The sequence below is a fragment of the Isoptericola sp. NPDC057653 genome, assembly GCF_042799955.1.
Lineage (GTDB): Bacteria > Actinomycetota > Actinomycetes > Actinomycetales > Cellulomonadaceae > Isoptericola.
Map to the genome: position 1 here is coordinate 2,258,521 of NZ_JBHVHP010000001.1, position 25,547 is coordinate 2,284,067.

27 protein-coding genes are annotated in these 25,547 nt (G+C 75.1%); 22 read left to right on the forward strand and 5 right to left on the reverse strand.

All coding sequences use genetic code 11. The annotated features are described in order from the left end of the window. The first annotated feature begins 70 nt into the window (after positions 1-70). The 10 genes from rimM (at position 71) to ACFU9A_RS10365 (ending at position 8,545) form a co-directional block, all read left to right on the forward strand. Positions 71-607 carry a ribosome maturation factor RimM gene (rimM, locus tag ACFU9A_RS10320; protein ID WP_430575125.1) on the forward strand — a complete coding sequence of 179 codons (537 nt, stop codon included), beginning with the start codon at positions 71-73 and terminating at the stop codon, positions 605-607. A gap of 1 nt (position 608) precedes the next feature. Further along, positions 609-1,406 (forward strand): tRNA (guanosine(37)-N1)-methyltransferase TrmD, encoded by a 798-nt coding sequence (trmD, locus tag ACFU9A_RS10325; RefSeq protein ID WP_430575126.1) that lies wholly within the window; start codon positions 609-611, stop codon positions 1,404-1,406. Positions 1,407-1,571: 165 nt separating this feature from the next. After that, a complete protein-coding gene (rplS, locus tag ACFU9A_RS10330) occupies positions 1,572-1,931 on the forward strand; it encodes a 50S ribosomal protein L19 (protein ID WP_430575127.1) in 360 nt (119 codons plus the stop codon). Positions 1,932-2,111: 180 nt separating this feature from the next. Then, positions 2,112-2,945: a signal peptidase I gene (gene lepB, locus ACFU9A_RS10335; RefSeq protein ID WP_430575128.1), complete on the forward strand. Its 834-nt coding sequence runs from the start codon at positions 2,112-2,114 to the stop codon at positions 2,943-2,945. 62 nt (positions 2,946-3,007) lie between these two features. Continuing rightward, positions 3,008-3,829 carry a ribonuclease HII gene (locus ACFU9A_RS10340; RefSeq protein WP_430575376.1) on the forward strand — a complete coding sequence of 274 codons (822 nt, stop codon included), beginning with the start codon at positions 3,008-3,010 and terminating at the stop codon, positions 3,827-3,829. Beyond that, the gene (locus ACFU9A_RS10345) at positions 3,826-4,125 is read left to right on the forward strand and encodes a DUF2469 domain-containing protein (protein WP_013838354.1); all 300 of its coding nucleotides are present in this window, start codon (positions 3,826-3,828) and stop codon (positions 4,123-4,125) included. Before ACFU9A_RS10340 ends, ACFU9A_RS10345 begins: the two co-directional genes overlap by 4 nt. A 143-nt stretch (positions 4,126-4,268) precedes the next feature. Continuing rightward, positions 4,269-4,628, forward strand: a complete 360-nt coding sequence (locus ACFU9A_RS10350) for a YraN family protein (protein ID WP_430575129.1) — start codon at positions 4,269-4,271, stop codon at positions 4,626-4,628. Then, the gene (locus tag ACFU9A_RS10355) at positions 4,628-6,163 is read left to right on the forward strand and encodes a YifB family Mg chelatase-like AAA ATPase (protein ID WP_430575130.1); all 1,536 of its coding nucleotides are present in this window, start codon (positions 4,628-4,630) and stop codon (positions 6,161-6,163) included. Before ACFU9A_RS10350 ends, ACFU9A_RS10355 begins: the two co-directional genes overlap by 1 nt. Continuing rightward, positions 6,156-7,520 (forward strand): DNA-processing protein DprA, encoded by a 1,365-nt coding sequence (dprA, locus tag ACFU9A_RS10360; RefSeq protein WP_430575131.1) that lies wholly within the window; start codon positions 6,156-6,158, stop codon positions 7,518-7,520. The genes ACFU9A_RS10355 and dprA overlap by 8 nt, the downstream gene beginning before the upstream one ends. 77 nt (positions 7,521-7,597) lie before the next feature. Further along, positions 7,598-8,545 carry a tyrosine recombinase XerC gene (locus tag ACFU9A_RS10365; RefSeq protein WP_430575132.1) on the forward strand — a complete coding sequence of 316 codons (948 nt, stop codon included), beginning with the start codon at positions 7,598-7,600 and terminating at the stop codon, positions 8,543-8,545. A gap of 61 nt (positions 8,546-8,606) precedes the next feature. Here the strand turns inward: ACFU9A_RS10365 and ACFU9A_RS10370 are convergent, their stop codons facing one another. Beyond that, positions 8,607-9,182, reverse strand: a complete 576-nt coding sequence (locus ACFU9A_RS10370) for a dihydrofolate reductase family protein (protein WP_430575133.1) — start codon at positions 9,180-9,182, stop codon at positions 8,607-8,609. Positions 9,183-9,255: 73 nt separating this feature from the next. Beyond that, on the reverse strand, positions 9,256-10,236 hold the full coding sequence (locus tag ACFU9A_RS10375; RefSeq protein WP_430575134.1) for a murein hydrolase activator EnvC family protein: 981 nt from the start codon (positions 10,234-10,236) through the stop codon (positions 9,256-9,258). A 646-nt stretch (positions 10,237-10,882) separates the two neighbouring features. Here ACFU9A_RS10375 and rpsB point away from each other — a divergent pair. The 7 genes from rpsB (at position 10,883) to ACFU9A_RS10410 (ending at position 17,038) form a co-directional block, all read left to right on the forward strand. Then, positions 10,883-11,824, forward strand: coding sequence for a 30S ribosomal protein S2 (rpsB, locus tag ACFU9A_RS10380; RefSeq protein WP_430575135.1), 942 nt, complete (start codon positions 10,883-10,885; stop codon positions 11,822-11,824). Positions 11,825-11,935: 111 nt separating this feature from the next. Further along, positions 11,936-12,775 (forward strand): translation elongation factor Ts, encoded by an 840-nt coding sequence (tsf, locus tag ACFU9A_RS10385; RefSeq protein ID WP_430575136.1) that lies wholly within the window; start codon positions 11,936-11,938, stop codon positions 12,773-12,775. Positions 12,776-13,009: 234 nt separating this feature from the next. Beyond that, the gene (gene pyrH, locus ACFU9A_RS10390; RefSeq protein ID WP_430575137.1) at positions 13,010-13,777 is read left to right on the forward strand and encodes a UMP kinase; all 768 of its coding nucleotides are present in this window, start codon (positions 13,010-13,012) and stop codon (positions 13,775-13,777) included. 62 nt (positions 13,778-13,839) lie between these two features. Further along, a complete protein-coding gene (frr, locus tag ACFU9A_RS10395) occupies positions 13,840-14,397 on the forward strand; it encodes a ribosome recycling factor (protein ID WP_430575138.1) in 558 nt (185 codons plus the stop codon). A 98-nt stretch (positions 14,398-14,495) separates the two neighbouring features. Continuing rightward, positions 14,496-15,293, forward strand: a complete 798-nt coding sequence (locus tag ACFU9A_RS10400) for a phosphatidate cytidylyltransferase (RefSeq protein ID WP_430575377.1) — start codon at positions 14,496-14,498, stop codon at positions 15,291-15,293. 105 nt (positions 15,294-15,398) lie between these two features. Further along, complete coding sequence (gene rlmN / locus ACFU9A_RS10405; RefSeq protein ID WP_430575378.1) at positions 15,399-16,490, forward strand: 23S rRNA (adenine(2503)-C(2))-methyltransferase RlmN; 1,092 nt, start codon at positions 15,399-15,401, stop codon at positions 16,488-16,490. Continuing rightward, positions 16,487-17,038, forward strand: a complete 552-nt coding sequence (locus ACFU9A_RS10410; RefSeq protein WP_430575139.1) for a DivIVA domain-containing protein — start codon at positions 16,487-16,489, stop codon at positions 17,036-17,038. Before rlmN ends, ACFU9A_RS10410 begins: the two co-directional genes overlap by 4 nt. A gap of 106 nt (positions 17,039-17,144) precedes the next feature. Here the strand turns inward: ACFU9A_RS10410 and ACFU9A_RS10415 are convergent, their stop codons facing one another. Beyond that, positions 17,145-17,528 carry a MerR family transcriptional regulator gene (locus ACFU9A_RS10415; RefSeq protein WP_430575140.1) on the reverse strand — a complete coding sequence of 128 codons (384 nt, stop codon included), beginning with the start codon at positions 17,526-17,528 and terminating at the stop codon, positions 17,145-17,147. A 70-nt stretch (positions 17,529-17,598) separates the two neighbouring features. Here ACFU9A_RS10415 and ACFU9A_RS10420 point away from each other — a divergent pair, with 70 nt between their 5' ends. After that, a complete protein-coding gene (locus tag ACFU9A_RS10420; protein WP_430575141.1) occupies positions 17,599-18,894 on the forward strand; it encodes an MFS transporter in 1,296 nt (431 codons plus the stop codon). A 51-nt stretch (positions 18,895-18,945) separates the two neighbouring features. Next, positions 18,946-20,232, forward strand: coding sequence for an ion channel protein (locus ACFU9A_RS10425; protein ID WP_430575142.1), 1,287 nt, complete (start codon positions 18,946-18,948; stop codon positions 20,230-20,232). Between the two features lie 24 nt (positions 20,233-20,256). Here ACFU9A_RS10425 and ACFU9A_RS10430 read toward each other — a convergent pair whose 3' ends face one another. Next, on the reverse strand, positions 20,257-21,027 hold the full coding sequence (locus ACFU9A_RS10430) for a hypothetical protein (RefSeq protein WP_430575143.1): 771 nt from the start codon (positions 21,025-21,027) through the stop codon (positions 20,257-20,259). A 200-nt stretch (positions 21,028-21,227) separates the two neighbouring features. Here ACFU9A_RS10430 and dxr point away from each other — a divergent pair, with 200 nt between their 5' ends. The 3 genes from dxr to ACFU9A_RS10445 all read left to right on the forward strand — a co-directional run bounded on the left by dxr (position 21,228) and on the right by ACFU9A_RS10445 (position 24,637). Next, on the forward strand, positions 21,228-22,415 hold the full coding sequence (dxr, locus tag ACFU9A_RS10435) for a 1-deoxy-D-xylulose-5-phosphate reductoisomerase (RefSeq protein ID WP_430575144.1): 1,188 nt from the start codon (positions 21,228-21,230) through the stop codon (positions 22,413-22,415). Between the two features lie 67 nt (positions 22,416-22,482). Beyond that, positions 22,483-23,802, forward strand: a complete 1,320-nt coding sequence (locus tag ACFU9A_RS10440) for a M50 family metallopeptidase (RefSeq protein ID WP_430575145.1) — start codon at positions 22,483-22,485, stop codon at positions 23,800-23,802. Positions 23,803-23,851: 49 nt separating this feature from the next. Continuing rightward, positions 23,852-24,637, forward strand: a complete 786-nt coding sequence (locus tag ACFU9A_RS10445; protein WP_430575146.1) for a DeoR/GlpR family DNA-binding transcription regulator — start codon at positions 23,852-23,854, stop codon at positions 24,635-24,637. A 32-nt stretch (positions 24,638-24,669) separates the two neighbouring features. On the opposite strand, the gene ACFU9A_RS10450 is transcribed toward ACFU9A_RS10445, so the two are convergent. Further along, positions 24,670-25,512, reverse strand: coding sequence for a ketose-bisphosphate aldolase (locus tag ACFU9A_RS10450; protein WP_430575147.1), 843 nt, complete (start codon positions 25,510-25,512; stop codon positions 24,670-24,672). Between the last annotated feature and the right edge of the window lie 35 nt (positions 25,513-25,547).

Sequence of the window (25,547 nt, forward strand, 5' to 3'; positions counted from 1 at the left end):
ACCAGGGCGGGGCATGCTGGACCGCGGGGCCGTCGACGTCCCGTGGAGCGAATTCGAGACAGGAGTGGTCATGCAGCTGGTGGTGGCGCGCGTCGCGCGTGCGCACGGGCTCCGGGGCGAGGTCGGTCTCGACCTGCGCACCGACAACCCCGAGGACCGGCTGGCGGTCGGCCTCACCCTTCGGACCGACCCGGCGTCGGCGGGGCCGCTGACGGTGACCGCCGCGCGCGAGCACCAGGGGCGCTGGCTCGTGTCGTTCGCGGAGGTCGCCGACCGGACCGCCGCCGAGGCGCTGCGCGGCGTCGAGCTCGTCGTCGAGGCCGACGCCTCCGACGAGGAGGACGCCTGGTACCCGCACGAGCTGCAGGGTCTGCGGGCGGAGCTCGAGGACGGCACGGTCGTGGGCGAGGTCGTCGGGCTGGAGCACCTGCCCGCGCACGACGCGCTCGTGGTCCGTGAGCCGGGCGGTGAGCGCACCCTCGTCCCGTTCGTGCACGCCATCGTGCCCACGGTCGACGTGGCCGGCGGCCGGGTCGTGCTGACCCCGCCGGGCGGGCTGCTCGCCCGGGACGCGGAGTCCGCCGTCGTCGACCGCCCGGAGGACTGACGTGCGCGTCGACGTCGTCTCGATCTTCCCCGACTACCTGGCGGCGCTGGACCTGTCGCTGGTGGGCAAGGCGCGCAAGGCCGGGCTGCTCGACCTGCGTGTGCACGACCTGCGGGACTGGACCACCGACCGGCACCGCACCGTGGACGACACCCCGTTCGGCGGGGGAGCGGGCATGGTCATGCGGCCCGACGTGTGGGGCCACGCGCTCGACGACGTCCTGCCCGCCGGCGGCGGCGGGCACCTCGTGGTGCCGACCCCGTCGGGGGACGTGTTCACGCAGCGGCACGCGGAGGCGCTGGCGCTGGAGGAGCACGTCGTGTTCGCGTGCGGCCGGTACGAGGGCATCGACGCCCGCGTCGCCGAGCGCGCCCGGGCCGCCGGGCACCGCGTGAGCGAGCTGTCGATCGGCGACTACGTGCTCAACGGCGGCGAGGTCGCCGCCCTCGTGATGATCGAGGCGTTCGGGCGGCTGCTGCCCGGCGTGGTGGGCAACCCGCACTCGCTGGTCGAGGAGTCGCACGGCGCCGCCGGGCTGCTCGAGTACCCCGTGTACACCAAGCCGCCCGCGTGGGAGGGGCTCGAGGTGCCCGAGGTGCTGCTGTCCGGGCACCACGCGCGGATCGAGCGCTGGCGCCGCGACCGGGCCCTGGAGCGCACCGCGGCGCGGCGTCCCGACATGGTGGCGGCGCTCGACGTCGCGGGGCTCGACAAGGCCGACCTCGCCCTCCTGGCGGGCCTCGGCTGGGTGGTGGCCGACGGCGGCCTCCGACGGGCGCCGGAACCTGTGGCAGAATAGGGCGCTGGTGTGTTCGCCGACCCGGCCTCTGCCACAGGGGAGGTCATGACGGCTGGTAGCCGTCTGGGTCGAGGAGCCGACGCACCCACCGATTCGTCAGACACGGCGCGCCCGAGAGCGTGCCACGATCTTGTTCCTGACCTGTGGCAGGGCGGGGAGAGAACCATGCACACGCTCGACTCCGTCGACGCAGCCTCGCTGCGCTCCGACGTCCCGGACTTCCGCGCCGGCGACACCGTCAAGGTCAACGTCAAGGTCGTCGAGGGCAACCGCTCGCGCGTCCAGGCGTTCCAGGGCATCGTCATCGCGCGCCAGGGCGGCGGCGTCCGCGAGACCTTCACCGTCCGCAAGATCAGCTTCGGTGTCGGCGTGGAGCGCACGTTCCCCCTGCACGCCCCGACCATCGACTCGATCGAGGTCGTGACGCGCGGTGTCGTCCGCCGCGCGAAGCTGTACTACCTGCGCAACCTGCGCGGCAAGAAGGCGAAGATCCGCGAGAAGCGCGTGACGCCGACCGCGAAGTGAACCGCGGCGGCGTGACGCCCCGCGTCACGCCGCACCGGTACGCACCGACGGGCGGTCCTGCTACGGCAGGGCCGCCCGTCCGTCGTCTCCCGACGGTGGTCCGTGGTGGTCTTCGTCGCCCGGTACGCCACGGCTCGTGACGGTTTCGCCCTGGACGGTGGCGAGTGAAAGAGTGAGAGCGTGGCAGACTCCGATCCCGTGACCGACCGGCCCAGTGCGCACGAGCCTCGACCGAACGACCCCGCGGGCGAGGGGTCCGGCGGCGGGGCCGACGGCTTCGACGCCGTGGTCGGCTCGGGCCAGGCCGCCCCGGCCGGCGGCCCGGCGCCGAGCCGTGGACGGAGCGGTGGGCTCGGCGTCCTGCGCGAGACGGCGATCATCGTCGTCAGCGCCCTCGTCCTGTCGTGGCTCATCAAGACGTTCCTCGTGCAGGCGTTCTTCATCCCCAGCGGGTCGATGGAGGACACGCTCGAGGTCGGCGACCGCGTGATGGTCTCCCGGATGGTCCCGGACGTCTTCGACGTGCACCGCGGCGACATCGTGGTGTTCAGGGACCCGGGCGGCTGGCTGCCGCCGTACGAGCCGCCGGAGCGCACGCCGGTCGGGCAGGCCGTGACGAACGTCCTGACCTTCGTCGGGCTCATGCCGCAGGAGACGGGCGACCACCTGATCAAGCGCGTCATCGGCCTGCCGGGCGACCACGTGACGTGCTGCGACGACCAGGGCCGGGTAAGCGTCAACGGGCAGCCCATCGACGAGGAGTCGTACATCAAGCCCGGCTCGGTGCCGAGCGAGCTCGACTTCGACACCACCGTCCCGGACGGCATGCTGTTCGTCATGGGCGACAACCGGCAGAACTCGGCGGACTCCCGCTACAACACCGGCAAGCCCGGCGGCGGCTTCGTGCCCATGGACAACGTGGTCGGCTCGGCGTTCGCGACGGTCTGGCCGTTGAGCGACGCCACCCTGCTGCGCAACCCGGGCGACGTCTTCGCGAAGGTGCCGGAGCCGTGACCTCGCTCGTCGAGCAGCAGGGCGGCGCACAGGCCGCCCGCGTGCTCTCCGGCCCCGAGACGGTGCGTCGTCCGACGCCGCCGCGCCGGCGCACGGCGAACGCGGCCGCCAAGCAGCGCCGGAGCCCCACCCTGCGCCAGGAGCGGTCCCTGCTCACGGGCGGGGCGCGCCTCGTCGCGGGCATGGACGAGGTGGGCCGCGGCGCGCTCGCCGGCCCGGTGAGCGTGGGTGTCGTCGTCGTCGACGCCGCCACGCGGACGGCCCCGCAGGGCCTGACGGACTCCAAGCTCCTCACCCCGGCCGCGCGGGTCGCGATGGTCCCCCAGCTGCAGCGCTGGGGCGTGGCCTGGGCCGTCGGGCACGCCGGGCCCGCGGAGATCGACGCGCACGGCATCGTCGCCGCGCTGCGGCTCGCCGGCCGGCGCGCCCTGGCACAGGTGCGGCGTACCTGCGGCGACGTGGACGTGGTGCTGCTGGACGGCTCGCACGACTGGCTGAGCCGGGGCGACGTGGACCTCTTCGAGGCGACCGACCTCGACCCGGCACTGAGCCCCGACGTGCCCGAGCCCGCGGTGCGCACCCTGGTCAAGGCGGACCTGCAGTGCTCGTCGGTCGCGGCGGCGAGCGTGCTCGCCAAGGTGGAGCGCGACGGCCTGCTCGTGCGCCTGGCGCGCCAGTACCCGGCGTTCGCCTGGGACCAGAACAAGGGGTACTCCGCCCCGGCCCACCTGGAGGCGCTGCGCAGCCACGGCCCGACGCCGCAGCATCGCCGGTCGTGGAACCTCCGCGCGCTCGCCGACGACGGCGGGATCGGCGCGACGGTTCCCGGCGCGCCCGCCGCCACGCTCGACGCGGGGCTCGCCGATGGGATGATGGCACCGTGAGCGCCGAAGACCTCGAGAACTACGAGACCGAGATGGAGCTCGCGCTCTACCGCGAGTACCGCGACGTGGTGGGCCTGTTCTCGTACGTCGTCGAGACCGAGCGGCGGTTCTACCTCGCCAACCAGGTGGACCTGCAGGTGCGCTCCGCCGCGGGCGAGGTCTACTTCGAGCTCCGGCTGGCCGACGCCTGGGTGTGGGACGTGTACCGGTCCGCGCGGTTCGTGAAGTCCGTGCGCGTGGTGACGTTCAAGGACGTCAACGTCGAGGAGCTCGCGAAGGCGGAGCTCGCCCTCTAGCGGTCTCGCGGCCATCAGCGCGAGGACGCCGCGGGCCGTCCGCAGGCGCCGACGCTGCCCCCAGGCAGGGCGTGGTCCACAGCCGCACGTGACCCGCGCCCGGCGCCATGCCGCTCCGCGAGGCTTCCCGCGGAGGTGGTTCGATGCGGGCGAAGGACGCCGTCGGGCGGTACGGGGAACGGGTGGCCGCGCGCCACGTCGAGGCGCAGGGTCTGCAGGTGCTGGAGCGCAACTGGCGCGGGTCGGGCGGTGAGCTCGACCTGGTCGCGCTCGACGGCGACGTGCTGGTCGCGATCGAGGTGAAGACGCGCCGGGGCACGGCGTACGGGCATCCGGCCGAGGCGGTGACGCCGGAGAAGCTCGCGCGGGTGCGCCGGCTCACCGGGCAGTGGCTCGTCGAGCACCGCGGCGTGCGGTGCCGCGAGGTGCGGGTCGACGTCGTGGCGGTGGTGCTGCCACGGTCGGGCGCCGCCCAGGTCGAGCACCTGGTCGGGGTGCTCTGATGGGCCTCGGGACGACGGCGTCGGTGGCCCTGACGGGGCTGAGCGGCCACCTGGTGGAGGTGCAGGCGCAGCTCGCGGCGTCCGTGCCGGGGTTCACCCTGGTCGGGCTGCCCGACACCGCGCTGCACGAGTCGCGCGAGCGGGTGCGGGCCGCCGTCCTCTCCACGGGGATCAAGTGGCCGCACCGCAAGATCACGGTCAACCTCTCGCCCGCCTCGCTGCGCAAGTCGGGCTCGTCCTTCGACGTGGCCATCGCCGTGGCCGTGCTCGCGGGGGACGGGACGATCCCCGGCGCCGGGCTGGACCGGGTGGTGCACCTGGCCGAGCTCGGGCTGGACGGGCGCCTGCAGCCCGTGCGGGGCGTCCTGCCTGCCGTCGCGGCGGCCGTCGAGGCCGGCTGCCTCGACGTCGTCGTGGCGGCCGGCGACGCGGAGGAGGCCCGCCTGGTGCCGGGGGCGCGGGTGCACGCGGCCGCCACCCTGGCCGAGGTGGTGCTGCTGCACGGCGGCGACCTGGCCGAGCTGCCGGAGCTCGACGCCGTCCGGCCGGCCCGGCAGCCGGTCGTGCGCCGTTCGGCGGGGGACCTGTCGGAGGTGGTCGGCCAGGCGCAGGCGCGCGTGGCGCTCGAGATCGCGGCCGCCGGCGGCCACCACCTGCTGCTCGTGGGGCCGCCCGGTGCGGGGAAGACGATGCTCGCGGCACGGCTGCCCGGCATCCTCCCGGACCTCACCCCCGTGGAGGCGGTGGAGGTGACCTCCGTGCACTCGGTGGCCGGGACGTTCGACCCAGGGAACGGTCTGCTCACCCGGCCTCCCTTCGAGGACCCGCACCACACGGCCACCCCGGCGGCGATCGTCGGGGGCGGCACGGGCTTGGCGCGGCCCGGTGCCGTGTCGCGGGCGCACCGGGGCGTGCTGCTGCTCGACGAGGCGCCCGAGTTCCCCTCCCGGGTGCTCGAGACCCTGCGGCAGCCGCTGGAGCAGGGGGAGCTGGTGCTGCACCGCGCGGGAGGCGCGGCGCGCTACCCGGCCCGCTTCCAGCTGGTGCTGGCGGCGAATCCCTGCCCGTGCGGGATGGCGTCGGTCAACAAGGGGCTCGACTGCGCGTGCACGCCGACGGCGAAGCGCCGGTACTTCGGCCGCCTGTCGGGCCCGCTGCTCGACCGCGTGGACCTGCAGGTGGACGTGCATCCCGTGACCCGGGCCGAGCGCACCGCCCGTACCCCCGGGGAGTCGTCGGTCGAGGTGGCCCGCCGGGTCGCGGAGGCTCGCGCGCTGGCGCGCGAGCGGCTGGCCGGCACCCCCTGGACGACCAACGCCGAGGTGTCGGGGCGGTGGCTGCGGGACCGCTCGCGGGGGCCGGGGGTCCTCGCGCCGATCGAGCAGATGGTGGACCGGGGCGTGCTGAGCCTGCGCGGGGCCGACCGGGTGCTGCGGATCGCGTGGACGGTCGCCGACCTGGCCGGGCGCGGGTCCCCGACCCGCGAGGACGTCTCCCTGGCCGTCACGATGCGTACCCGGGGGAACCATGGGTGAGCCCGTCGTCGCCGCGCCCGGGCGCAGGGCGGCGCCGCCGGTCGACCGGCCGCCGCGCCGAACCGGGTCCGTACCGCCCGTGCCGCCCGCGCTGCCGTTCGACACTGCCGACCCGCACCTCGCCCGCGCCGCCTGGAGCCGGCTCGTGGAGCCGGGCGACGTGGTGGCGGGGGCACTCGTGGCGCACCTCGGGCCGGGGGACGCCCTCGGCTGGGTCGCCGACGCGGTCCGCGACCCGGCCCGCGCCCTGCGCGGCTCGGCGCTCGACCCGCTCGGGTCGGACGTCGCGGCGGACCGGCTCATGGAGGCCGTCGCGCGGTGGGCGCCTCGCCTGGACCGCCTCGACCCCCGGCGCGAGCTGCGCGTGCTCGACCGGCTGGGCGGCAGCCTCCTGACCCCGGAGGACGCGCGCTGGCCCGGTCGGCTCGTCGACCTCGGGGCGGAGGAGCCGTTCGCGCTCTGGGTGCGGGGCGACCCGGACCTCGCGGCCCTCGTGGAGCGCTCGGTCGCGGTGGTGGGGGCGCGGGCCTCCAGCGCGTACGGCGACCAGGTGGCCTCGGGGGTGGCGGCCGGGCTCGCCGACCGCGGGTTCACGGTGGTCTCCGGAGGGGCGTACGGGATCGACGCCGCGGCCCACCGCGGGGCGCTCGCGGGCGGCGCGCCCACGGTCGCCGTGCTCGCGGGAGGCGTCGACCGGTTCTACCCGCCCGGGAACGCCGAGCTGCTGCGCCGGCTGGCCGACGGCGGCGGCGCGGTGGTCAGCGAGGTGCCCCCGGGCTCCGCCCCGTTCCGGCAGCGGTTCCTGGCACGCAACCGGATCATCGCCGCCGCGTCGTGCGCCACGGTGGTGGTCGAGGCGGCGTGGCGCTCGGGTGCGCTGAGCACGGCCCGGCACGCGACCCGGCTGCTGCGGCCGCTGGGTGCCGTGCCCGGTCCGGTGACGTCCGGGACGTCGACCGGGTGCCACGTGCTCCTGCGCGACGGCGCGGCCGTCTGCGTGACGGACGCCGCGGAGGTGGCCGAGCTCGCGGGCCCGTACGGCACGGGAGCGGTCGCCGGGCCGGCCGACGCGGAGGGCGGTCACGGCGACCCGCGCGCGTCGGGGTGCCCGGCCGCCGGGACCACGCCCCGGGCCGGCCGCCCCGAGGAGGTCGATGCGCTCGACGAGCGCGCGCGGCGGGTGTGGGACGCGCTGCCGGCGCGGTCGTCCGCGGCGCTGGACGCGCTGATCCGGACCGCGGGGCTGTCGGTCGCGGAGACCCTCGCCGGGCTCGGCGACCTCGAGCTGCACGGGCTCGCCGCGCAGGACGGCGGCCGTTGGCACCGGGGGACCCGCCGCACCGGGAGGCGAGGGTGACGAGGACGGGGTGGCGCGGGGGAGACACGCGCGTCGCCTCACCCCCCTCTCGCCCCGTCAGGGGCACACTGACCTGGATGGACACCGATCCGGACCTGCCGCCGCTGCCGGCGCCGCTCGACGAGGCGCTGGCCCGCTTCGACGAGTTTCTCGAGGTCCAGCGGGGCCATTCGGCGCACACACGCCGGGCCTACCGCGCGGACGTGGGTTCGCTGCTGCGGTACGCGGTGCGGCACGGCGTGGGGGACCTGCCCGGCGTGGACGTCGCCGTGCTGCGCGGCTGGCTCGCCACCCAGGCCGACCGTGGGCTGGCGCGGGCCACGATCGCCCGCCGCGGCGCCGCGGCCCGCACCTTCCTGCGCTGGGCGTACCGCGTGGGGCTCGTCAGCGTCGACCCCACGGCCCGCCTCGCCAGCCCCAAGGTCCCGCGCACCCTGCCCACGGTGCTGAGCGCGGACGCCGCGTCGGCGCTGCTCGACACCGCCCGCGAGGCGGCGCACGCCGCCGAGCCCGACGACCGGCCCTCCGCGCTGCGCGCCTGGGCCGCCGCGGAGCTGCTGTACGGCAGCGGGATCCGCGTGGGCGAGCTGGTCCAGGTGGACGTCCCGGCCGTCGACCTCACCGAGCGGCTCGTGCGGGTGCTCGGCAAGGGCGGCAAGGAACGGGTCGTGCCCTTCGGGGTGCCGGCGGCGCGCGCCGTGTCCGAGTGGCTCGCGGCCGGCCGGCCCGCGCTGGTGCAGCCCGGGTCCGGCGCCGCCCTCCTGCTCGGCGCGCGCGGCGGACGGTGGGGGCAGCGTCAGGTCCGCGACGCCGTGCACCAGCTGGCCGCGCAGGCCGGGGTCGAGGACGTCGCCCCGCACGCCCTGCGGCACTCGGCAGCCACGCACCTGCTCCAGGGCGGATCCGACCTCCGGTCCGTCCAGGAGGTGCTGGGGCACTCCGACCTCGGCACGACCCAGCGGTACACCCACGTGGACGACGAGCGCCTCCGCAAGGTGTTCGTGCAGGCCTTCCCCCGCGCCTGACCTCCCGTCGGCCGCCCTCCGAGCTGCTTCCCGGACGGCGCCCCGGGGCCCGGTGCTCGCCCTACGCGCCGTCCCGGACGACGCGGTAGCGCAGGGACGTGCGGACGCCGATCTCCTGGACGCTCACCTTCTCCAGGGTGGTGCCGGGCGGCACGGACCCGGCACCTCCGTCGAACAGCCGGACCCCGCCGCCGAACAGGACCGGCATGACGTCGATGGCCAGCTCGTCGACGAGACCGTGCGCCATGAGCTGGCCGAACACCTCGGCACCGCCGATGAAGGTCACGTCGAGGTCGCCCGCGGCCTCGACGGCGCGCGCGACGGCCTCCGCGACCCCGTCAGGGACGAAGGTGATCCAGAGCCGGTCGTTGCGCTTCGGTGCGACGGGCGGCGGCTCGTGGGTCACGACGAAGATCGGTACCTGGAACTCGTACCCGTCCGCGTAGCCGTCGGGATCCTCGGCGAGGTCGTACGTGCGGCGGCCCATGAGCACCGCGCCGGTCTCCTCCTGCAGCTGCCGCATGTAGGCGCTGCTCTCGAGCGAGTCGAAGTCCGCGTACAGCGCGCCGTAGTCCCCGTCGGCGTCCTGCACGTAGCCGTCCAGCGAGACGGTCGCCCCCGCGATCACCTTGGCCATGGCGTCTCCTCCTTCGTCGGAAGTCCGGTCGAGGGTGAGACCGTCGCGGCGCGCCGTACTCGTCGGTGGTCTCTCAGGGGCCGCCGGGGAGCAGCACGATCGGGGCGTCCTCGCCGAGCAGCGCGAGCGGGTCCAGGTAGACCTCACCGCGCAGCACGCCCCAGTGCAGGCATCCGCCGGGCGCGCAGTGCCCGGGGGTGTCGGCAAGGACGCCGATCGCCTCGCCGCGGCCCACGGTGTCGCCGCGGCCGACGGAGGCTGTCACGGGCTCGAAGGTCGACCGCAGGCCGCCGGGGTGCGTGACCACGACGACCGGCTTGCCCGCGACCGAGCCGGCGAAGGAGACGACCCCTGCCGCCGGGGCCCGCACCGGGTCGCCCGCGCCCGCGGCGAGGTCGACGCCGCGATGCCCGGCCAGCCATCGTTCGGCGGGAGGGTCGAACGGGTGCACGACCGACCCCGGGACGGGACGCGACCAGCCGTCGCGCGGTGCGAGGTCGCCCGCGAGGTCGCCCGCAAGCTCGTCCGCCGTGCCGTTGGCCGTGCCGTTGGCCGTGCCGTCCGCCGTGCCGTCCGCCGTGCCGTCCGCCGTGCCGTCCGCCGTACCGTCCGCCGTGCTGCGGGCGTGGTGGATCGTCGTCGCCGGCGCCGCAGCGCCCGCGCCCGCAGCGCCCGTGCCCGCAGCGTCCGCAACGTCTGCCTCCGGGGCTCCTGGCGTCCCTGCCGCCTGCGGCGCGCCTGGTGTCCCCGCCGCGCCTGGTGTCCCAGCCGCCTCCGCGATGGCGCGGACGTGCGTCCCGAGGACGGTGTCTGCGCGCAGGGAGGGCCGCGGACCACCGCCCGCCGCTCCGGCCACGGCGGGCGCGGCGCCGAGCAGCAGCGCGAGCACGGTGAGCAGGGCGGCTCGGGCGGCCCGCCGTGCGCCGCGATCGGCGGGCGCCGAGGGCGGCGCGGCCGAGCCGCGCTCCGTCGGCCCAGGGGCGAGGGGCGGTGTGGGCCCGGCGGCGCGCGGGGCCGGCGGGCGGGGGAGCGGTGGGCCGGGGACGGGAGTCATGCGGGCATCCTGGCCAGGCCGGGCCGGCGGTGGGGCGGCGCGGTGGGATCCTGGGGACGCGGCCGTCCTGGGGGCAGGGTCCCGCCCGCCTAATCGCCGGGGACGGCGTCGACGACGACGGCGGTGCCCGCGCTCCGACCGGCCGCTCGGCGCCGCGACGGACGGGTCCCAGGACCGGGCTCAGGACGGATCCGCGAAGGGCAAACGCCCGGCGCGGCGACAGGCGACGCCGGCTGTGACGGGGCCGGTCGCGGGGGCGACGGACGGCCCCCTCCCGTCGGGTAGACTGGTGGGCGCGATCGGCTTGTGCCTCGCCCCCGAACCTTCCCGGTGTGCTCCGCTGCCGTCCTCGACGGCTCGGAGCCCGTCCGGGCCGGGGGAACGGTGCGGGCAGGTCGACATCGCGCGTCACGTACGCGCCCCGCGTCCCGGTCCGCCGGTCGCAGGGCGCGGCCGCGTCGGCAGCGGTCCGTTCCCGGTACTCCCGGGGACGGTGCCGGCCCGGCGTGACGCCAGGGGTGGTGGGTCAGATGCCCGTCACCGACGAACCGAGTACCGCGACCGGACTCCTGCCGAGGATGCAGGGCCGGTCGCCAGACGCGCGTGCAGCCCGGATGATCCGGCGCACGCGGCGAAAGGACGTGTCATGGCCGTCGTGACCATGCGCCAGCTCCTCGAGAGCGGTGTCCACTTCGGGCACCAGACCCGCCGTTGGAACCCGAAGATGAAGCGCTTCATCTTCACCGAGCGCAACGGCATCTACATCGTCGACCTCCAGCAGTCGCTGTCGTACATCGACCGCGCCTACGAGTTCGTCAAGGAGACCGTCGCCCACGGCGGCACCATCCTCTTCGTCGGCACCAAGAAGCAGGCGCAGGAGCCGGTGGCCGAGCAGGCCGCCCGCGTCGGCATGCCGTACGTGAACCACCGCTGGCTGGGCGGCATGCTCACCAACTTCACCACCGTGCACAAGCGCCTCCAGCGCCTCAAGGAGCTCGAGGAGATCGACTTCGACGACGTCGCCGGCTCCGCGCTGACGAAGAAGGAGCTCCTCGTCCTGCGTCGCGAGAAGGACAAGCTCGCCCGCACGCTCGGCGGCATCCGCGACATGGCCAAGACGCCGTCCGCGGTCTGGGTCGTCGACACCAACAAGGAGCACCTCGCCGTCAACGAGGCCCGCAAGCTGGGCATCCCCGTCGTCGCGATCCTCGACACCAACTGCGACCCCGACGTCGTCGACTACGCGATCCCGGGCAACGACGACGCGATCCGCTCCGTCACGCTGCTCACCCGCGTGATCGCGGACGCCGCGGCCGAGGGCCTCATGCAGCGTCACTCGGGCAAGAAGGGCGAGGCCGCGGAGACCACCGAGGCCGAGCCGCTGGCCGAGTGGGAGCGCGAGCTCCTGGCCGGTGCCGAGGCCGCGCAGGCCGAGGCGCCCGCCGCCGAGGAGGCCGCGACCGAGGCTCCCGTCGCCGAGGAGGCCGCCACCGAGGCTCCCGTCGCCGAGGAGACCGCCACCGAGGCGCCCGCCGCCGAGGAGACGCCGGCCGCCGAGGGCGAGCAGGCCACCGAGAAGTCCGAGTGAGGCCTCGCGGGCCGGTCGCCGTCGCGCGACCGGCCCGCGACCCCGCACGCCCCTTCCGCCCGGCGCCCCGACCGGGGCCGGGCGGATCTCGAACCAGCACGGAGGACCCCCATGGCGAACTACACCGCCGCTGACATCAAGGCGCTCCGCGAGCGCACCGGTGCCGGCATGCTCGACGTCAAGAAGGCGCTCGACGAGGCCGACGGCAACGCCGAGCAGGCCATCGAGATCATCCGCAAGAAGGGCCTGGCGCGCGCCGCCAAGCGCGAGGGCAACGCGACCACCGAGGGCCTCGTGGCCGTCAAGGTCGAGGACTCCGCCGCCGGCCAGGCCGCCACGATGATCGAGCTCGACGCCGAGACGGACTTCGTCGTCAAGAACGAGAAGTTCATCGCGCTGGCCGACGCCGTCCTCGACGCCGCCGCCGCCGCGGGTGCCACGGACGCCGAGTCCGCGCTCGCCGCCCCGGCCGCCGACGGCACCGTGGCCGACACGATCGCCGCGCAGGGCGCCACCCTGGGCGAGAAGATCGTGCTGCGCCGCGTGGCCCGCCTCGAGGCGCCGAAGGTCACGACCTACCTGCACAAGACGGCCAAGGACCTGCCGCCGTCGATCGGCGTGCTCGTCGCCACGGACGACGCGGCCGAGCCCGTCGCCAAGGACGTCGCGCAGCACGTCGCGGCCCTGGCCCCGCGGTTCCTGTCCCGCGAGGACGTCCCGGCGGACGTCGTCGAGAAGGAGCGCGAGATCGCGCGCGAGGTCTCGATCGCCGAGGGCAAGCCCGAGGCCGCCCTGCCGAAGATCGTCGAGGGTCGCCTGGGCGGCTTCTTCAAGGACGCCGTCCTCGTGGACCAGCCGCTGGCCAAGGACACGAAGACGACGGTCGCCAAGCACGTCGCCGCCACCGGCGGCAACCTGCTCGGCTTCGTCCGCTTCCGCGTCGGCAGCTGACACCCGCCTGCGTCCAGGCCCGACCGCACCGTGCGCGGTGCGGTCGGGCCTGTCGCATACCCACCCACCCGCGCCCCTGACGGGGCGGGAGCCGCCGTCCGGTGCCAGGATGCGCGGAGGGTGATCACCAACGGTCGGGCGGCGCAGGCCCGGCCACGCCCGCGGCGTCCAGCGCGCCGCGCGGCGATGCGCAGCACATGCCCGAGGCATGCGGAACAGACCGAGAGAGCGACGGTGACGCACGTGACCGAGACCAACCAGACCGAGCCGCCCGCCGCGGCGGGCGAGAGCGCGCCGGCACGCCGGGTGCTGCTGAAGCTCTCCGGCGAGACCTTCGGCGGCGGCAGCGTGGGCCTGGCGACGGACGTCGTGCGCCGCGTCGCCCAGGAGATCGGCGACGCCGTCCGCCAGGGCGTGCAGGTCGCGATCGTGTCCGGCGGGGGCAACTTCTTCCGCGGGGCCGAGCTGTCCCGTGCCGGCCTGGACCGTGCCCGTGCCGACTACATGGGCATGCTCGGCACGGTGATGAACTGCCTGGCGCTGCAGGACTTCCTGGAGCAGGACGGCGTGACCACCCGCGTGCAGACCGCGATCACCATGGGGCAGGTCGCGGAGCCGTACATCCCCCTGCGGGCGATCCGTCACCTGGAGAAGGGGCGCGTCGTGATCTTCGGTGCGGGGGCGGGCATGCCGTACTTCTCCACCGACACCGTCTCGGTGCAGCGCGCGCTGGAGACGCACTGCGACGAGGTCCTCATGGGCAAGAACGGCGTCGACGCCGTCTACTCGGCCGACCCGCGCACGAACCCGGACGCCGAGCGGCTCGAGCAGCTGACCTACACCGACGCCCTGGTGCGCGGCCTCAACGTGATGGATGCCACCGCGCTCTCGCTGTGCCGGGACAACGACGTGCGGATGCGCGTCTTCGGCCTCGAGGAGCCGGGTAACGTGACCCGCGCACTGCTGGGCGAGAAGATCGGCACGCTGGTCACCACGCACTGACCCTGCGCGGGTCCACCGAGCACGACACGACCGACGAGCACGACGACGAGAATGGAGCACCGGTGATCGACGACACCCTCCTCGAGGCCGAGGACAAGATGGACCGGGCGATCGAGGTCGCCAAGGAGGACTTCGCGGGCATCCGCACCGGCCGCGCGAGCGCCGGCATGTTCTCGAAGATCACCGTGGACTACTACGGCGCCCCGACGCCGCTGCAGCAGCTCGCGTCGTTCAACATCCCGGACGCGCGCACGGTGCTCATCTCCCCGTTCGACAAGAGCTCGATGACGACGATCGAGAAGGCGCTGCGCGAGTCCGACCTGGGCGTCAACCCGTCGAACGACGGCAACGCGATCCGCGTCGTCATGCCCGCCCTCACCGAGGAGCGGCGTCGTGACTACGTGAAGATGGCCAAGACGAAGGCGGAGGACGCCCGCATCTCCGTGCGCAACGTCCGCCGCAAGGCCAAGGAGGAGCTGGACCGCATCGTCAAGGACGGCGAGGCCGGCGAGGACGAGGTGTCCCGGGCCGAGAAGGAGCTGGAGTCGCTGACGAAGAAGCACGTCGAGGCGATCGACCAGCTGCTCGCCGGCAAGGAGAGCGAGCTGCTCGAGGTCTGATGGTGACCCATCCCCTCGAACCGGGCGAGGACGCGTCCCCGCTCGACCCCGCCACCGGTGGGGCGGCCGGCCCGACGTCGTCGCGCGCCGGCCGCAACCTGCCCGCGGCGATCACCGTCGGCGTGCTCCTGCTCGTCGGCGTGGCGGCGTCCCTGTGGTTCCGCCCGGAGCCGTTCGTGGCGGTCGCGGTCGTCGCCGTGGGCGCCGCGCTCTGGGAGCTCCGCCAGGCCTTCGCCCGGCGCGACATCCGGCTGCCCATGCTCCCGCTCCTGGTGGGCGGGGCCGGCATGGTCGTCTCGGCGTACACGTCGGGGCCGGAGGCGCTGCTGGTCGCGTACGTGCTGACGGTCGGCGCGGTCGTCGTCTGGCGGGTGCTGGACGGCCCAGGGCCGCAGGCCCTGCGCGACTCGGCCGCCTCCGTCTTCGCGGCGACGTACGTGCCGTTCCTCGCGGGCTTCGTGCTCCTGCTGCTGGCGCAGCCGGACGGCGAGCTGCGCGTGGCGCTGTTCATCCTGCTCGCCGTCGCGAACGACACCGGCGGGTACATCGCCGGGGTGACGATGGGCCGCCACCCGCTGGCGCCCACCGTCAGCCCGAAGAAGACCTGGGAGGGCCTGGCGGGCTCGGTCGTGCTCGCCACGGCCGTGGGCGTCGCGGGCGCGGTGCTCGCGCTCGACGCCAGCCCGCTGCTGGGCGTCGTCCTCGGCGTCCTCACGGCGATCACCGCCACGGTGGGCGACCTCGCCGAGTCGCTCATCAAGCGCGACCTAGAATTGAAGGACATGGGTTCGCTGCTCCCCGGTCACGGGGGCGTGCTGGACCGCCTCGACTCGCTGGTCGTCACCGCCCCGTTCGTGTACCTCGTGCTCACCATGGCGCCGCCCGGCGCCCTGTAAGGAACCGTCATGCCCCCCACCTCCGCCCGTCCCGCCGCGCCCGGCACCGACCTCGGGATCCCCGTGGTCCGGCCGGGCGACGAGACCGCACCCATGCCCCTGCAGATGGCGCCGCGCCGCCGGGGCAAGCCGCCGAAGCACTTCGCGGACCTCACGCCCGCGGAGCGGGTGGCGTCGATGGAGGCGATGGGGGAGAAGCCGTTCCGGGCCAAGCAGCTCGCCACGCACTACTTCCAGCACTACACGTCCGACCCGGAGCAGATGACCGACCTGCCGGCGTCGACGCGCGAGGCCATCGCGACGACGATGTTCCCCCCGCTCATCCGCCCCACCCGGCGGCTGGAGGCGGACGGTGGCACCACGGTCAAGACGCTGTGGCACCTGTTCGACGACGCGAAGGTCGAGTCGGTGCTCATGCGCTACCCGCACCGGACCACGCTGTGCGTGTCGTCCCAGGCGGGCTGCGGCATGGCGTGCCCGTTCTGCGCGACGGGGCAGCTCGGCCTCACCCGCAACCTCTCGACGGCGGAGATCCTCGAGCAGGTGCGCGCCGCGAACCGCTCGCTCGCCGAGGGTGAGATCCCCGGCGGCCCGACCCGCCTGAACAACCTCGTGTTCATGGGCATGGGCGAGCCGCTGGCGAACCCGAAGGCGGTCTTCGAGACGGTGCGCGCGCTGGTCGCGCCGCAGCCCGAGGGCTTCGGGATGTCGGCACGCAACATCACCGTCTCGACGGTGGGCCTGGTGCCGGCGATCGAGAAGCTCACGAAGCTCGAGATCCCGGTGACGCTCGCGCTCAGCCTGCACGCGCCCGACGACGACCTGCGCAGCGAGCTCGTGCCGATCAACACCCGCTGGAGCGTGGACGAGGCGCTCGACGCCGCGCGGCGCTACTTCGAGGTCACGGGCCGGCGCGTGTCGATCGAGTACGCGCTCATCAAGGACATGAACGACCACGGCTGGCGCGCCGACCTGCTGGGGGAGAAGCTCAACGCCCGCGGCCGCGGCTGGGTGCACGTCAACCCCATCCCGCTCAACCCCACTCCTGGCTCGATCTGGACCGCGAGCGAGCGTGATGTCGAGGACGAGTTTGTGGCACGCTTGCGCGGGCACGGCATCCCCACCACGATCCGTGACACCCGCGGGAGCGACATCGACGGCGCCTGCGGGCAGCTGGCTGCCGAGGAGGACGAGTGAGCGCACTGTTCAGCACGGTGTCCGCGATGCGCACCGGGTACGACCGCGACGAGGTCGAGGACTTCTTCGACCACGCCCGGCAGGCCTACGAGGGTCGCACCGCGGAGCCCCTGTCGCACGCCGACATCCAGGTGTCGACGTTCGACCTGGTGCGCGGCGGCTACGACACGCACGAGGTGGACGCGGCGCTGGACCGGCTGGAGGCGGCGTTCATCGCGCGCCAGCGTGCCGAGTACGTCGCGGCGCACGGCCAGGAGGCCTGGATGGCCGCCCTCGCCGACCGCGCCCGCACGATGTACGGGCGCCTGGGGCGGCCCGACGGCGAGAAGTTCGCGCCGGCCGAGCGCGGCGCGCAGGGCTACGACACCGACGACGTGGACGCGCTGTGCGACCGGCTCGTCGCGTACTTCGACCGCCAGGAGCCGCTGACCTCCACCGAGATCCGCTCGGCCACGTTCAGCCGCGCCAAGGGCTCGGACGCGTACGCCGAGGGCTCCGTGGACCGGTTCTTCGCCCGCGCGATCGAGGTGCTGCTCGGGGTGGAGTGACCGTGTCGTGGAGTGACCGGGGCCGACCCGCCTCGCACCGCCGCACCGCCCGCAGGGGCCGCCGACCACAGGTCGGCGGCCCCTGCGGCGTCGTGCGTGGCGCGGGTCAGCGGGCGGCCGCCTCGGACAGCAGCGCGGCGTGCTCGGTGCGGGCCAGGAACTCGCGGATGGTGTCGCGGCTGCGCGTGAGGCACGCGATGCGGTCCTCGATACCACCCAGCTCGGAGGCGAGGAGCTCGGCGACGGTGCGGGGGCACGTCGGGTGGTCCTGCAGGGCCGTCTCCTCCATGTCGAGCAGCACCTTGATGAGACGGGTGGGGATGCCGGCGTGGACCATGCCCGCCACCCGCGACACCCGCTCGACGTCGGCCTCGGAGTAGGTGCGGTAGCCGTTGGCCGCGCGCTCCGCCGTCAGCAGCCCTTGCTGCTCGTAGTAGCGCACCAGCCGGGGCGCGACGCCCGTGCGCCGGGCGACCTCGCCGATCTTCATCATGGGCCTCCGGGAGTGTCGTGGGTCACGCTTGACATTGACATTAGTGTCAATCTTTAGCGTCGTCGACATGACGACAACCCGTTCGACCCCGCGTCCCGCACCCGACCTCCCGTGGCCCACCCTGCTGGTGCTCGGCGCCGGCACCTTCACGATGGTCACGGCCGAGATGCTGCCCACGGCCGTGCTCCCGCAGATGAGTGCCGGGCTCGGCGTGGACGAGTCCCGCACCGGCCTGCTCGTCTCCGTCTGGGCAGCGGCCGTGGTGGTCGCGAGCTTCCCCCTGGTGCGGCTGGTGGCCGGGCGGGACCGCAGGACGGTGATCGCCGTCGCGCTCGCCGTGCTGGCCGCGTCGTCGGCGGCGACGGCGCTCGCTCCCACGTACGGCGTCGCCGTGGGCGCCCGGCTCGTGGGCGCCGCCGCCGTCGGGCTGCTCTGGGCGAGCGCCAACGCGCACGTCGCCGACCTGGTGCCCGACCGGCTGCTGGCGCGCTCCGTGGCGGTCGTGCTCGGCGGGGCCACGCTCGGCATGGTGCTGGGCACGCCCCTCGCGAGCCTCGTGACGCGCGCCGTCGGCTGGCGCGCCGCGTTCGCGGGTCTCGCCGCGCTGACGCTCGTCGTCGCCGTCCTCGTGCGCGCCGTCGTGGAACGCTCCCCGCGAGCGGGCGCGCGGTCCGGCGCCCCGACGACCGGCGCCGGCCCGACCGTGCCGGAGGCGTCGCCCGCCGGACCCGGCCCGATGATCGCCGTGACCGCGATCGTCGGCGTCCTGCTGGTGGGCCACTACGGCGCCTACACCTACGTCGTGCGGATCGTCGAGACCCCGGCGGCCGCGGTGCCCGGCGGGGTGAGCACGCTGCTCCTCGTGTTCGGGCTCGCCTCCGCGCTGGGGGTGGTGCTCGCCGGGCGGTTCGGCGCGCGCACCGCACCCGCCCTCGTGCTGAGCACGGCCGGCACGGCGGTCGCGCTGCTCGGGCTCGCGGTGGTGGACGTGCACCCCGCCCTCGGCGCGGCGGTCGTGGTGCTGTGGGGCGTCGCCTCGGGCGCCCTGCCGCCCCTGGCCCAGACCCTGATCCTGCGCCTGGGCGGCCCCGCCCGGCGGTCGACGGCGGCCGCGCTCATCCCCGTGGTGTTCAACGGCGGGATCGCGGTCGGGGCGGCGCTCGCCTCCCTGCTCGTGGCGCGGGGTGGCGTCGACGCCCTGCCGGTCCCCGCCGCCGTCGTCGTGGCGGGGACCGCGGTCGCGCTCGCGGCGGGCGCCCGCACCTGGTCGGACCGCGCGGCGGCCGTCGCCGGGCCCCGCGACCCGTCCGAGGGGCCCGCCGACGTGCTCGACGACGCCCCTCTTCCCGGGGCGGCGCCGTGAGCCGGCACCCTCGCCGCGCCGGATGGAGCGGGGGCCAGTAGGTTCCGAGCTGTGCCAGCGCAGAGCCCGGGACCGGCCCTCGAGACGTCCGCCACCGCCCTCACGACCGCCCGGCTGGCTGCCGTCGCGGTCCCCGGCGCCGTCGTCGGCGTCCTGTCCGCCCTCGGGCTGATCCTCGTGTCCTCCGTCGCGGGCGCGGCGCAGGACTGGCTGTGGGACACCCTGCCCGCCGCCGTGGGGACCCAGGGCGACTCGCCCTGGTGGATCCTCGGGACGCTCACGCTCACCGGGCTCGTCGTGGGCGCGATCGTCGCGTGGTTCCCCGGCCACGCGGGCGACGACCCTGCCACCACCAGCCTGGTCGCCGCGCCGCTGCCCCCGCGGACCGTCCCCGGCCTGGCGCTGGCCCTCGCGGTCGGGCTCGCGGGCGGCGTCAGCCTCGGGCCGGAGAACCCGATCATCGCCGTCAACGTCGCCCTCGCCGTGTGGGTGGTCGCGCGCCTGCGCCTGGGCGCGCCGCAGCAGGTCGTGATCCTCATGGCGGCGTCCGGCACGCTCGGCGCGATGTTCGGCACCCCCGTCGGCGCGGCGCTCCTCATGACGGAGATGCTGGCCGGGCGCGGGAAGGGCGAGCTCTTCGACCGGCTCTTCGGCCCGCTCGTCGCGGCCGGCGCGGGCTCGCTCACCATGGTGCTGTTCGGCGCCCCGCAGCTGAACGTCGAGGTGCCCGCCTACACCCCGGCCGCCCTCGACCTGGTCACCGGCTCCCTCGTGGCGATCGCCGCCGCGCTGCTGTGCCTCGCGGGCGTGTGGGCGTTCCCCCTGGTGCACCGCGCGTTCCACGCCCTGCGCCACCCGGTCCTGGCCCTGGGGGCGGGCGGCCTCGTGCTCGGCGTGCTCGGCGTCCTCGGCGGGCCGCTCAGCCTGTTCAAGGGCCTGGACGAGATGAAGGAGCTCACCCGGACCGCCGATCAGTACGGGGTGTGGGCGCTGCTCGGCCTCGGCGTCGTGAAGATCGTCGCCCTGGTCGTGGCGGCGGGCGCCGGCTTCCGCGGCGGTCGCATCTTCCCGGCCGTCTTCGTCGGCGTGGCCGTCGCGCTGGCCGCCCACGCCGCGTTCCCGGGCATCCCGCTCGCGATCGCGGTCGCCGCCGCCGTCCTCGGCGCCACGATGGTCGTCGCGCGGGACGGGTGGCTGGCCCTGTTCATGGGCGTCGCGATGGTCGCCGACGTCGCGGTGCTCCCCGTGCTGTGCGTGATCGTGCTGCCCCTGTGGCTGCTGGTGCGCCACCGCCCGCTGATGCTCATCACGCCGGCGGGAGAGCGCGCGCCCGCCTGAGCGCGCCGGCACCGTGCCGCCGCGTCAGCAGTGTCGCGCCACCGGGCGCCCCGTGCCGGTGTTGAGGTACGCGTCCGAGACCCAGTTGCTGCGGCCGATCTTGTACCAGAGGTTCGTGGTGCCACGGCTGCCGGAGATCCACTGCCCGCGGGAGTAGCACAGCAGCGGCACCCGCGCGGTGTTCGCGGCCAGGCCCGTGCGCGCCCGCGCGGCGCTCGGGCCGGACCGGACGTTGAGGGTGCGCCCGTTCGTCACGACGATCCCGGTGCGGGCCGAGCCCTGCCACAGGTACGTCACGTCGATCCAGGCGTTGCGGGGCAGGCGCAGGCCGTCGCGATAGGTGCCGTCGGCGAGGTCGATGCCCGCGGGGTTGGTGACCTTGCGCCCGTAGAGGTCCCGTCCGCCGTTGTACCCGAGCCGGTACGCGGCGGAGGCCTGGGGCGTGCCCTTCGGGAGGCTGCGCGCGGCGTGCCGCGTCGAGCTCCAGTAGTCGTCCACGCTGTTCCACGGGCCCACGTCCCACACCGGCGCGTACTCGCAGCGCGTGCTGCCCGCCCGGCACACCCGGACGGAGTAGGCGCCGGACCCCTTCGGCGAGAGGGCGCGCCGCGAGGGGAGCGCCACGAAGTGGTCGTTCTTGCGGATCTTGTGCCCGTTGGCGGTGCGCTTGCCGACCAGACCCTCGCGGGTCGCGTAGATGCGGTGGGTCTCGCCGTCGCCGTCCGCGGCGGCCGGGGCGGCGGTGGCCACGACCGAGCCCGAGACGAGGACGACGAGCCCGGCAAGTGCGGCCACAGGCCGCTTGCCGACTATCACGCGATAAGTACGCATGTTTGCGAACGTAACCGGCCTCACACCCGCCCGCGACCGGGCGCCACGGTCCGACGTCGAGAAGTCAAGCACCGGAGCGGGTGAATTCCGGGCATTTCCGCGGCGCGTCCCCCGGCCCGCACGACGGCGCCGGCGCCCCCGCCGCACCTGGGATGATGAGCGGCATGTCCGCCGCCGCACCCCGCTCCGTCACCCTCCTCGGCTCCACCGGTTCGATCGGCACGCAGGCGATCGACGTCGTCCGGGCGCACCCCGGGCGGTTCCGGGTCGAGGCGCTGTCCGCCGGCGGGTCGGACGTCGGGCTGCTCGCCGAGCAGGTCGCGGCGGTCGGGGCGCGCGCCGTCGCCGTCGCCGACGCCGGGCGTGCCGACGACCTGCGGTCCGCCCTGGCCGGCCGCCTCGGACAGGGCGCCGCGGACGTCGAGGTGCTCGCCGGCCCCGACGCGGCCACCGAGCTGGCCGGCCGCGGCAGCGACGTCGTGCTCAACGGCATCACCGGGTCGGTCGGGCTGCGGCCCACGCTCGCGGCGCTCGCGGGCGGCTCCTCGCTGGCGCTGGCGAACAAGGAGTCGCTGGTGGTGGGCGGGTCCCTCGTCAAGGCCGCGGCGGCCCCCGGGCAGATCGTGCCCGTGGACTCCGAGCACTCGGCGATCGCGCAGGCCCTGCGCGGGGGAGCGCGCGACGAGGTGCGCCGGCTGGTGCTCACGGCCTCGGGCGGGCCGTTCCGCGGCCGCAGCCGCGACGACATCAAGAAGGTCACGGCCGACGAGGCGCTCGCGCACCCGACGTGGTCGATGGGGCCCGTGGTGACGGTCAACTCGGCCTCGCTGATGAACAAGGGGCTCGAGCTCATCGAGGCCCACCTGCTCTTCGACGTGCCGGTGGACGACATCACCGTCGTGGTGCACCCGCAGTCGGTGGTGCACTCGATGGTCGAGTTCCGCGACGGGTCCACGATCGCGCAGGCGTCGCCGCCGGACATGCGCCTGCCGATCGCCCTCGGGCTGTCGTGGCCCGAGCGGCTCGACGTCGTCTCCCCGCCCTGCGACTGGGCGCGGGCGGCGTCGTGGACCTTCGAGCCGCTGGACGAGGCGACCTTCCCCGCCGTCGGGCTGGCGCGGGCCGCCGCAGCGGCGTCGGCGACCCACCCCGCCGTCTACAACGCGGCGAACGAGCAGGGCGTCGCCGCGTTCCTGGCCGGCCGGATCGGCTTCCTCGACATCGTCGAGACCGTGGAGCGGGTGTTGTCCGAGCACGACGGCGTGGCCGCCGCCGACGTCACGCTGGACGCCGTCGAGGGCACCGAGCGCTGGGCGCGGGCGCGCGCGGACGAGATCCTCGCGCGGTCCTGACGAAGCCTGCACGCGCGCGGCCCCCGGACCGTGCCGCGCGTGCGCCTCGGTGACCTAGGCTCGACGCGTGGACGTTCTCTCCTGGGTGATCGGCATCGCCGTGATGGTGGTGGGCCTCGCCCTCTCCATCGGCCTGCACGAGGTGGGCCACATGGTGCCCGCCAAGAAGTTCGGCGTGCGGGTGAGCCAGTACATGGTGGGCTTCGGCCCCACCCTGTGGTCGCGCACGAAGGGCGAGACCGAGTACGGGGTGAAGGCGATCCCTCTCGGCGGCTACGTGCGGATGGTCGGCATGATGCCGGCCGCGCCGGAGGGCGCGCGCCGCCGCGGGGGGTTCTTCGGGCAGGTGATCGCCGACGCGCGCGACGCCTCCGTCAGCGAGATCCGCCCCGGCGAGGAGGACCGCGCGTTCTACCGGCTGTCCACGCCGAAGAAGCTCGTCGTCATGCTCGGCGGGCCCGTGATGAACCTGGTCATCGCCGCGGTGCTGACCTTCGTCGTCCTCGTGGGGATCGGGGCGCCCACCGTCACGACGACCGTCGGTGCCGTGAGCGAGTGCACCCCGACGTCGACGACGGCCGACGGCGCGCCCGTGTGCGCCGAGGGTGCCGCGCCGTCGCCCGCCGCCGCGGCGGGGCTGCAGGCCGGCGACGAGATCGTCGAGTGGGACGGCGCGGCCGTCACGTCGTGGGACCAGCTCTCGGCCGCGATCGCCGCGTCCCCGGACCAGGAGGTCCCGGTGGTCGTCGAGCGCGACGGCGCCCGGGTGCCGCTGACCGTCACGACCGCGGACCGCCAGGTCCCCGTGACGGACGCCGACGGCGCCGCGACCGTGGACGCGGACGGGCAGCCCGTGACCGAGACGGCCGGCTTCCTCGGCGTGACGCCGACCCAGGAGTACGAGCCGCTGCCGCTGTCGTCCGTGCCCGAGGCGGTGTGGCAGCAGGTGTCCGGCACGGCCGCCATGATCGTCACCCTGCCGGTCCGCGTCGCCGACACGGCGGTACAGGCCTTCACCGACCAGCCGCGCTCGCAGGACTCGGTGGTCTCCGTCGTCGGGGTGAGCCGCATGGCGGTGGACGTCGTCGCGGCGGACCAGCCGGTCGTCACCACGCTCCAGTACCTGCTGAGCCTGCTCGCCGCGCTCAACGTGGCGCTGTTCGTGTTCAACCTCATCCCGCTGCTGCCGCTGGACGGCGGGCACGTGGTGAACGCGCTGTACGAGGGCGCCAAGCGCAGCGTGGCGCGCGTCCGCGGGCTGCCGCGCCCCGGGCCGGCCGACGTGGCCCGGATGATGCCGGTGGCGTACGTGATGTTCGTGGTATTGATCGGTACCGGCGCGATCCTCATCGTCGCCGACCTGATCGACCCGGTCCGGCTCACGTAGCCGGCCGGCGCCCGACCACCGATCGCCGACGCCCCGAGAAAAGGGACCGATGACACGGCACAGCCGCCACACGCGCATCCTGGAGCTCGCCGCCGAGCGGGGCGAGGTCACCGTCGACGAGCTCGTCACCGAGCTGGACACGTCGCCCGCGACGGTGCGGCGCGACCTCGTGGAGCTGGCCAGCCAGCAGCTGGTCACCCGCACGCGCGGCGGGGCGCGCACCACGGCGGTCGCCTACGACCTGCCCCTGCGCTACAAGACGGCGCGGCGGGCCGACGAGAAGCACCGGATCGCCGCGCACGCCGTGTCCCTGCTGCAGCCGGGCGACGTCGTCGGCCTCAACGGCGGCACCACCACCACGATGGTGGCCGAGGGCATCGCCACGGACCCGGACCTGCAGGGGCTGCGCGACGGCGAGCGCCTCACCGTCGTGACGAACGCGGTGAACATCGCCCACGACCTCACGGTCCGCTCGCACGTGCGCATCATCGTCACCGGCGGCACGGCCCGGACGCGCTCCTACGAGCTCGTCGGGCCGCTCGCCGTGCACACCCTCACGCAGGTGACGATCGACGTCGCCTTCCTCGGGGTGGACGCGCTCGACGCCGAGCACGGGGGCATGGCCTTCCACGAGGGGGAGGCGGAGATCAGCCGCCTCATGGGGCGCGCCGCGCGGCGGACCGTCGTCGTCGCCGACTCGACCAAGCTCGGCGAGCGCGCGCTGGCGCCGTTCGCCGACCCGGCCGCGATCAGCCTGGTCGTCACGACGACCGAGGCGGACCCGGAGCAGGTCGCCGCGCTCCGGGCCGCCGGCATCGAGGTGGCCGTCGTCTGACGGCCGGTCGTCAGACGGTCGTCAGCCGGTCGTCAGTCGCCCGCGCCGTCGAGCAGCCGCAGCAGGCGGGCCACCTCGTCGGCGACCGCGTCGCGCGCCGGGCCCACGTACCTGCGGGGGTCGACGAGGCGCTCGTCCGCGGCCAGGCGCTCGCGCACCGCGCGGGTGAACACGCCGTTGAGGTGCGTGGAGACGTTGATCTTGGTCATCCCGGCGCGCACGGCGCGCACCAGCTCGTCGTCGGGCACGCCGGAGGAGCCGTGCAGCACGAGCGGGACGTCGACGGCCTCGCGCAGCCGCGCGATCCGGTCGAGGTCGAGGGCGGCGGTGCGGTCGGTCATCGCGTGCGAGGACCCCACCGCGACCGCGAGCGCGTCCACGCCGGTGGCGGCGACGAACGCGGCGGCCTCGCCCGGGTCGGTCCGCACCCCGGGGGCGTGCACGCCGTCCTTGCCGCCGACCTCGCCGAGCTCCGCCTCGACGAACACGCCCGCGGCGTGCGCGGCGCGCACGACCTCGGCCGTGGACGCGACGTTGTCGTCGTAGGACAGGGCGGACCCGTCGTACATCACCGACGAGAACCCGAGGTCGAGCGCCTCCGCCACCAGGTCGCGGTCGTCGGCGTGGTCGAGATGGACGGAGACCGGGGCGGACGTGGCGCGGGCGAGCGCGAGGCACGCCGACCCCACGGGCGCGAGCGACCCGTGGTAGCGGACGGCGTTCTGGCTCACCTGCAGCACGACGCCCGTGCCGACGCGCTCCGCCGCGGCCACGAACGCCTCGGCGTGCTCGAGCTGGACGACGTTGAACGCGCCGACGCCCCGGCCGGCGCTGCGGGCGGGGGAGAGGAGGACGTCGGTGGTGACGAGGGGCACGGGGTTCTCGTTTCGGGGTCGGGGCGGGGACGGGA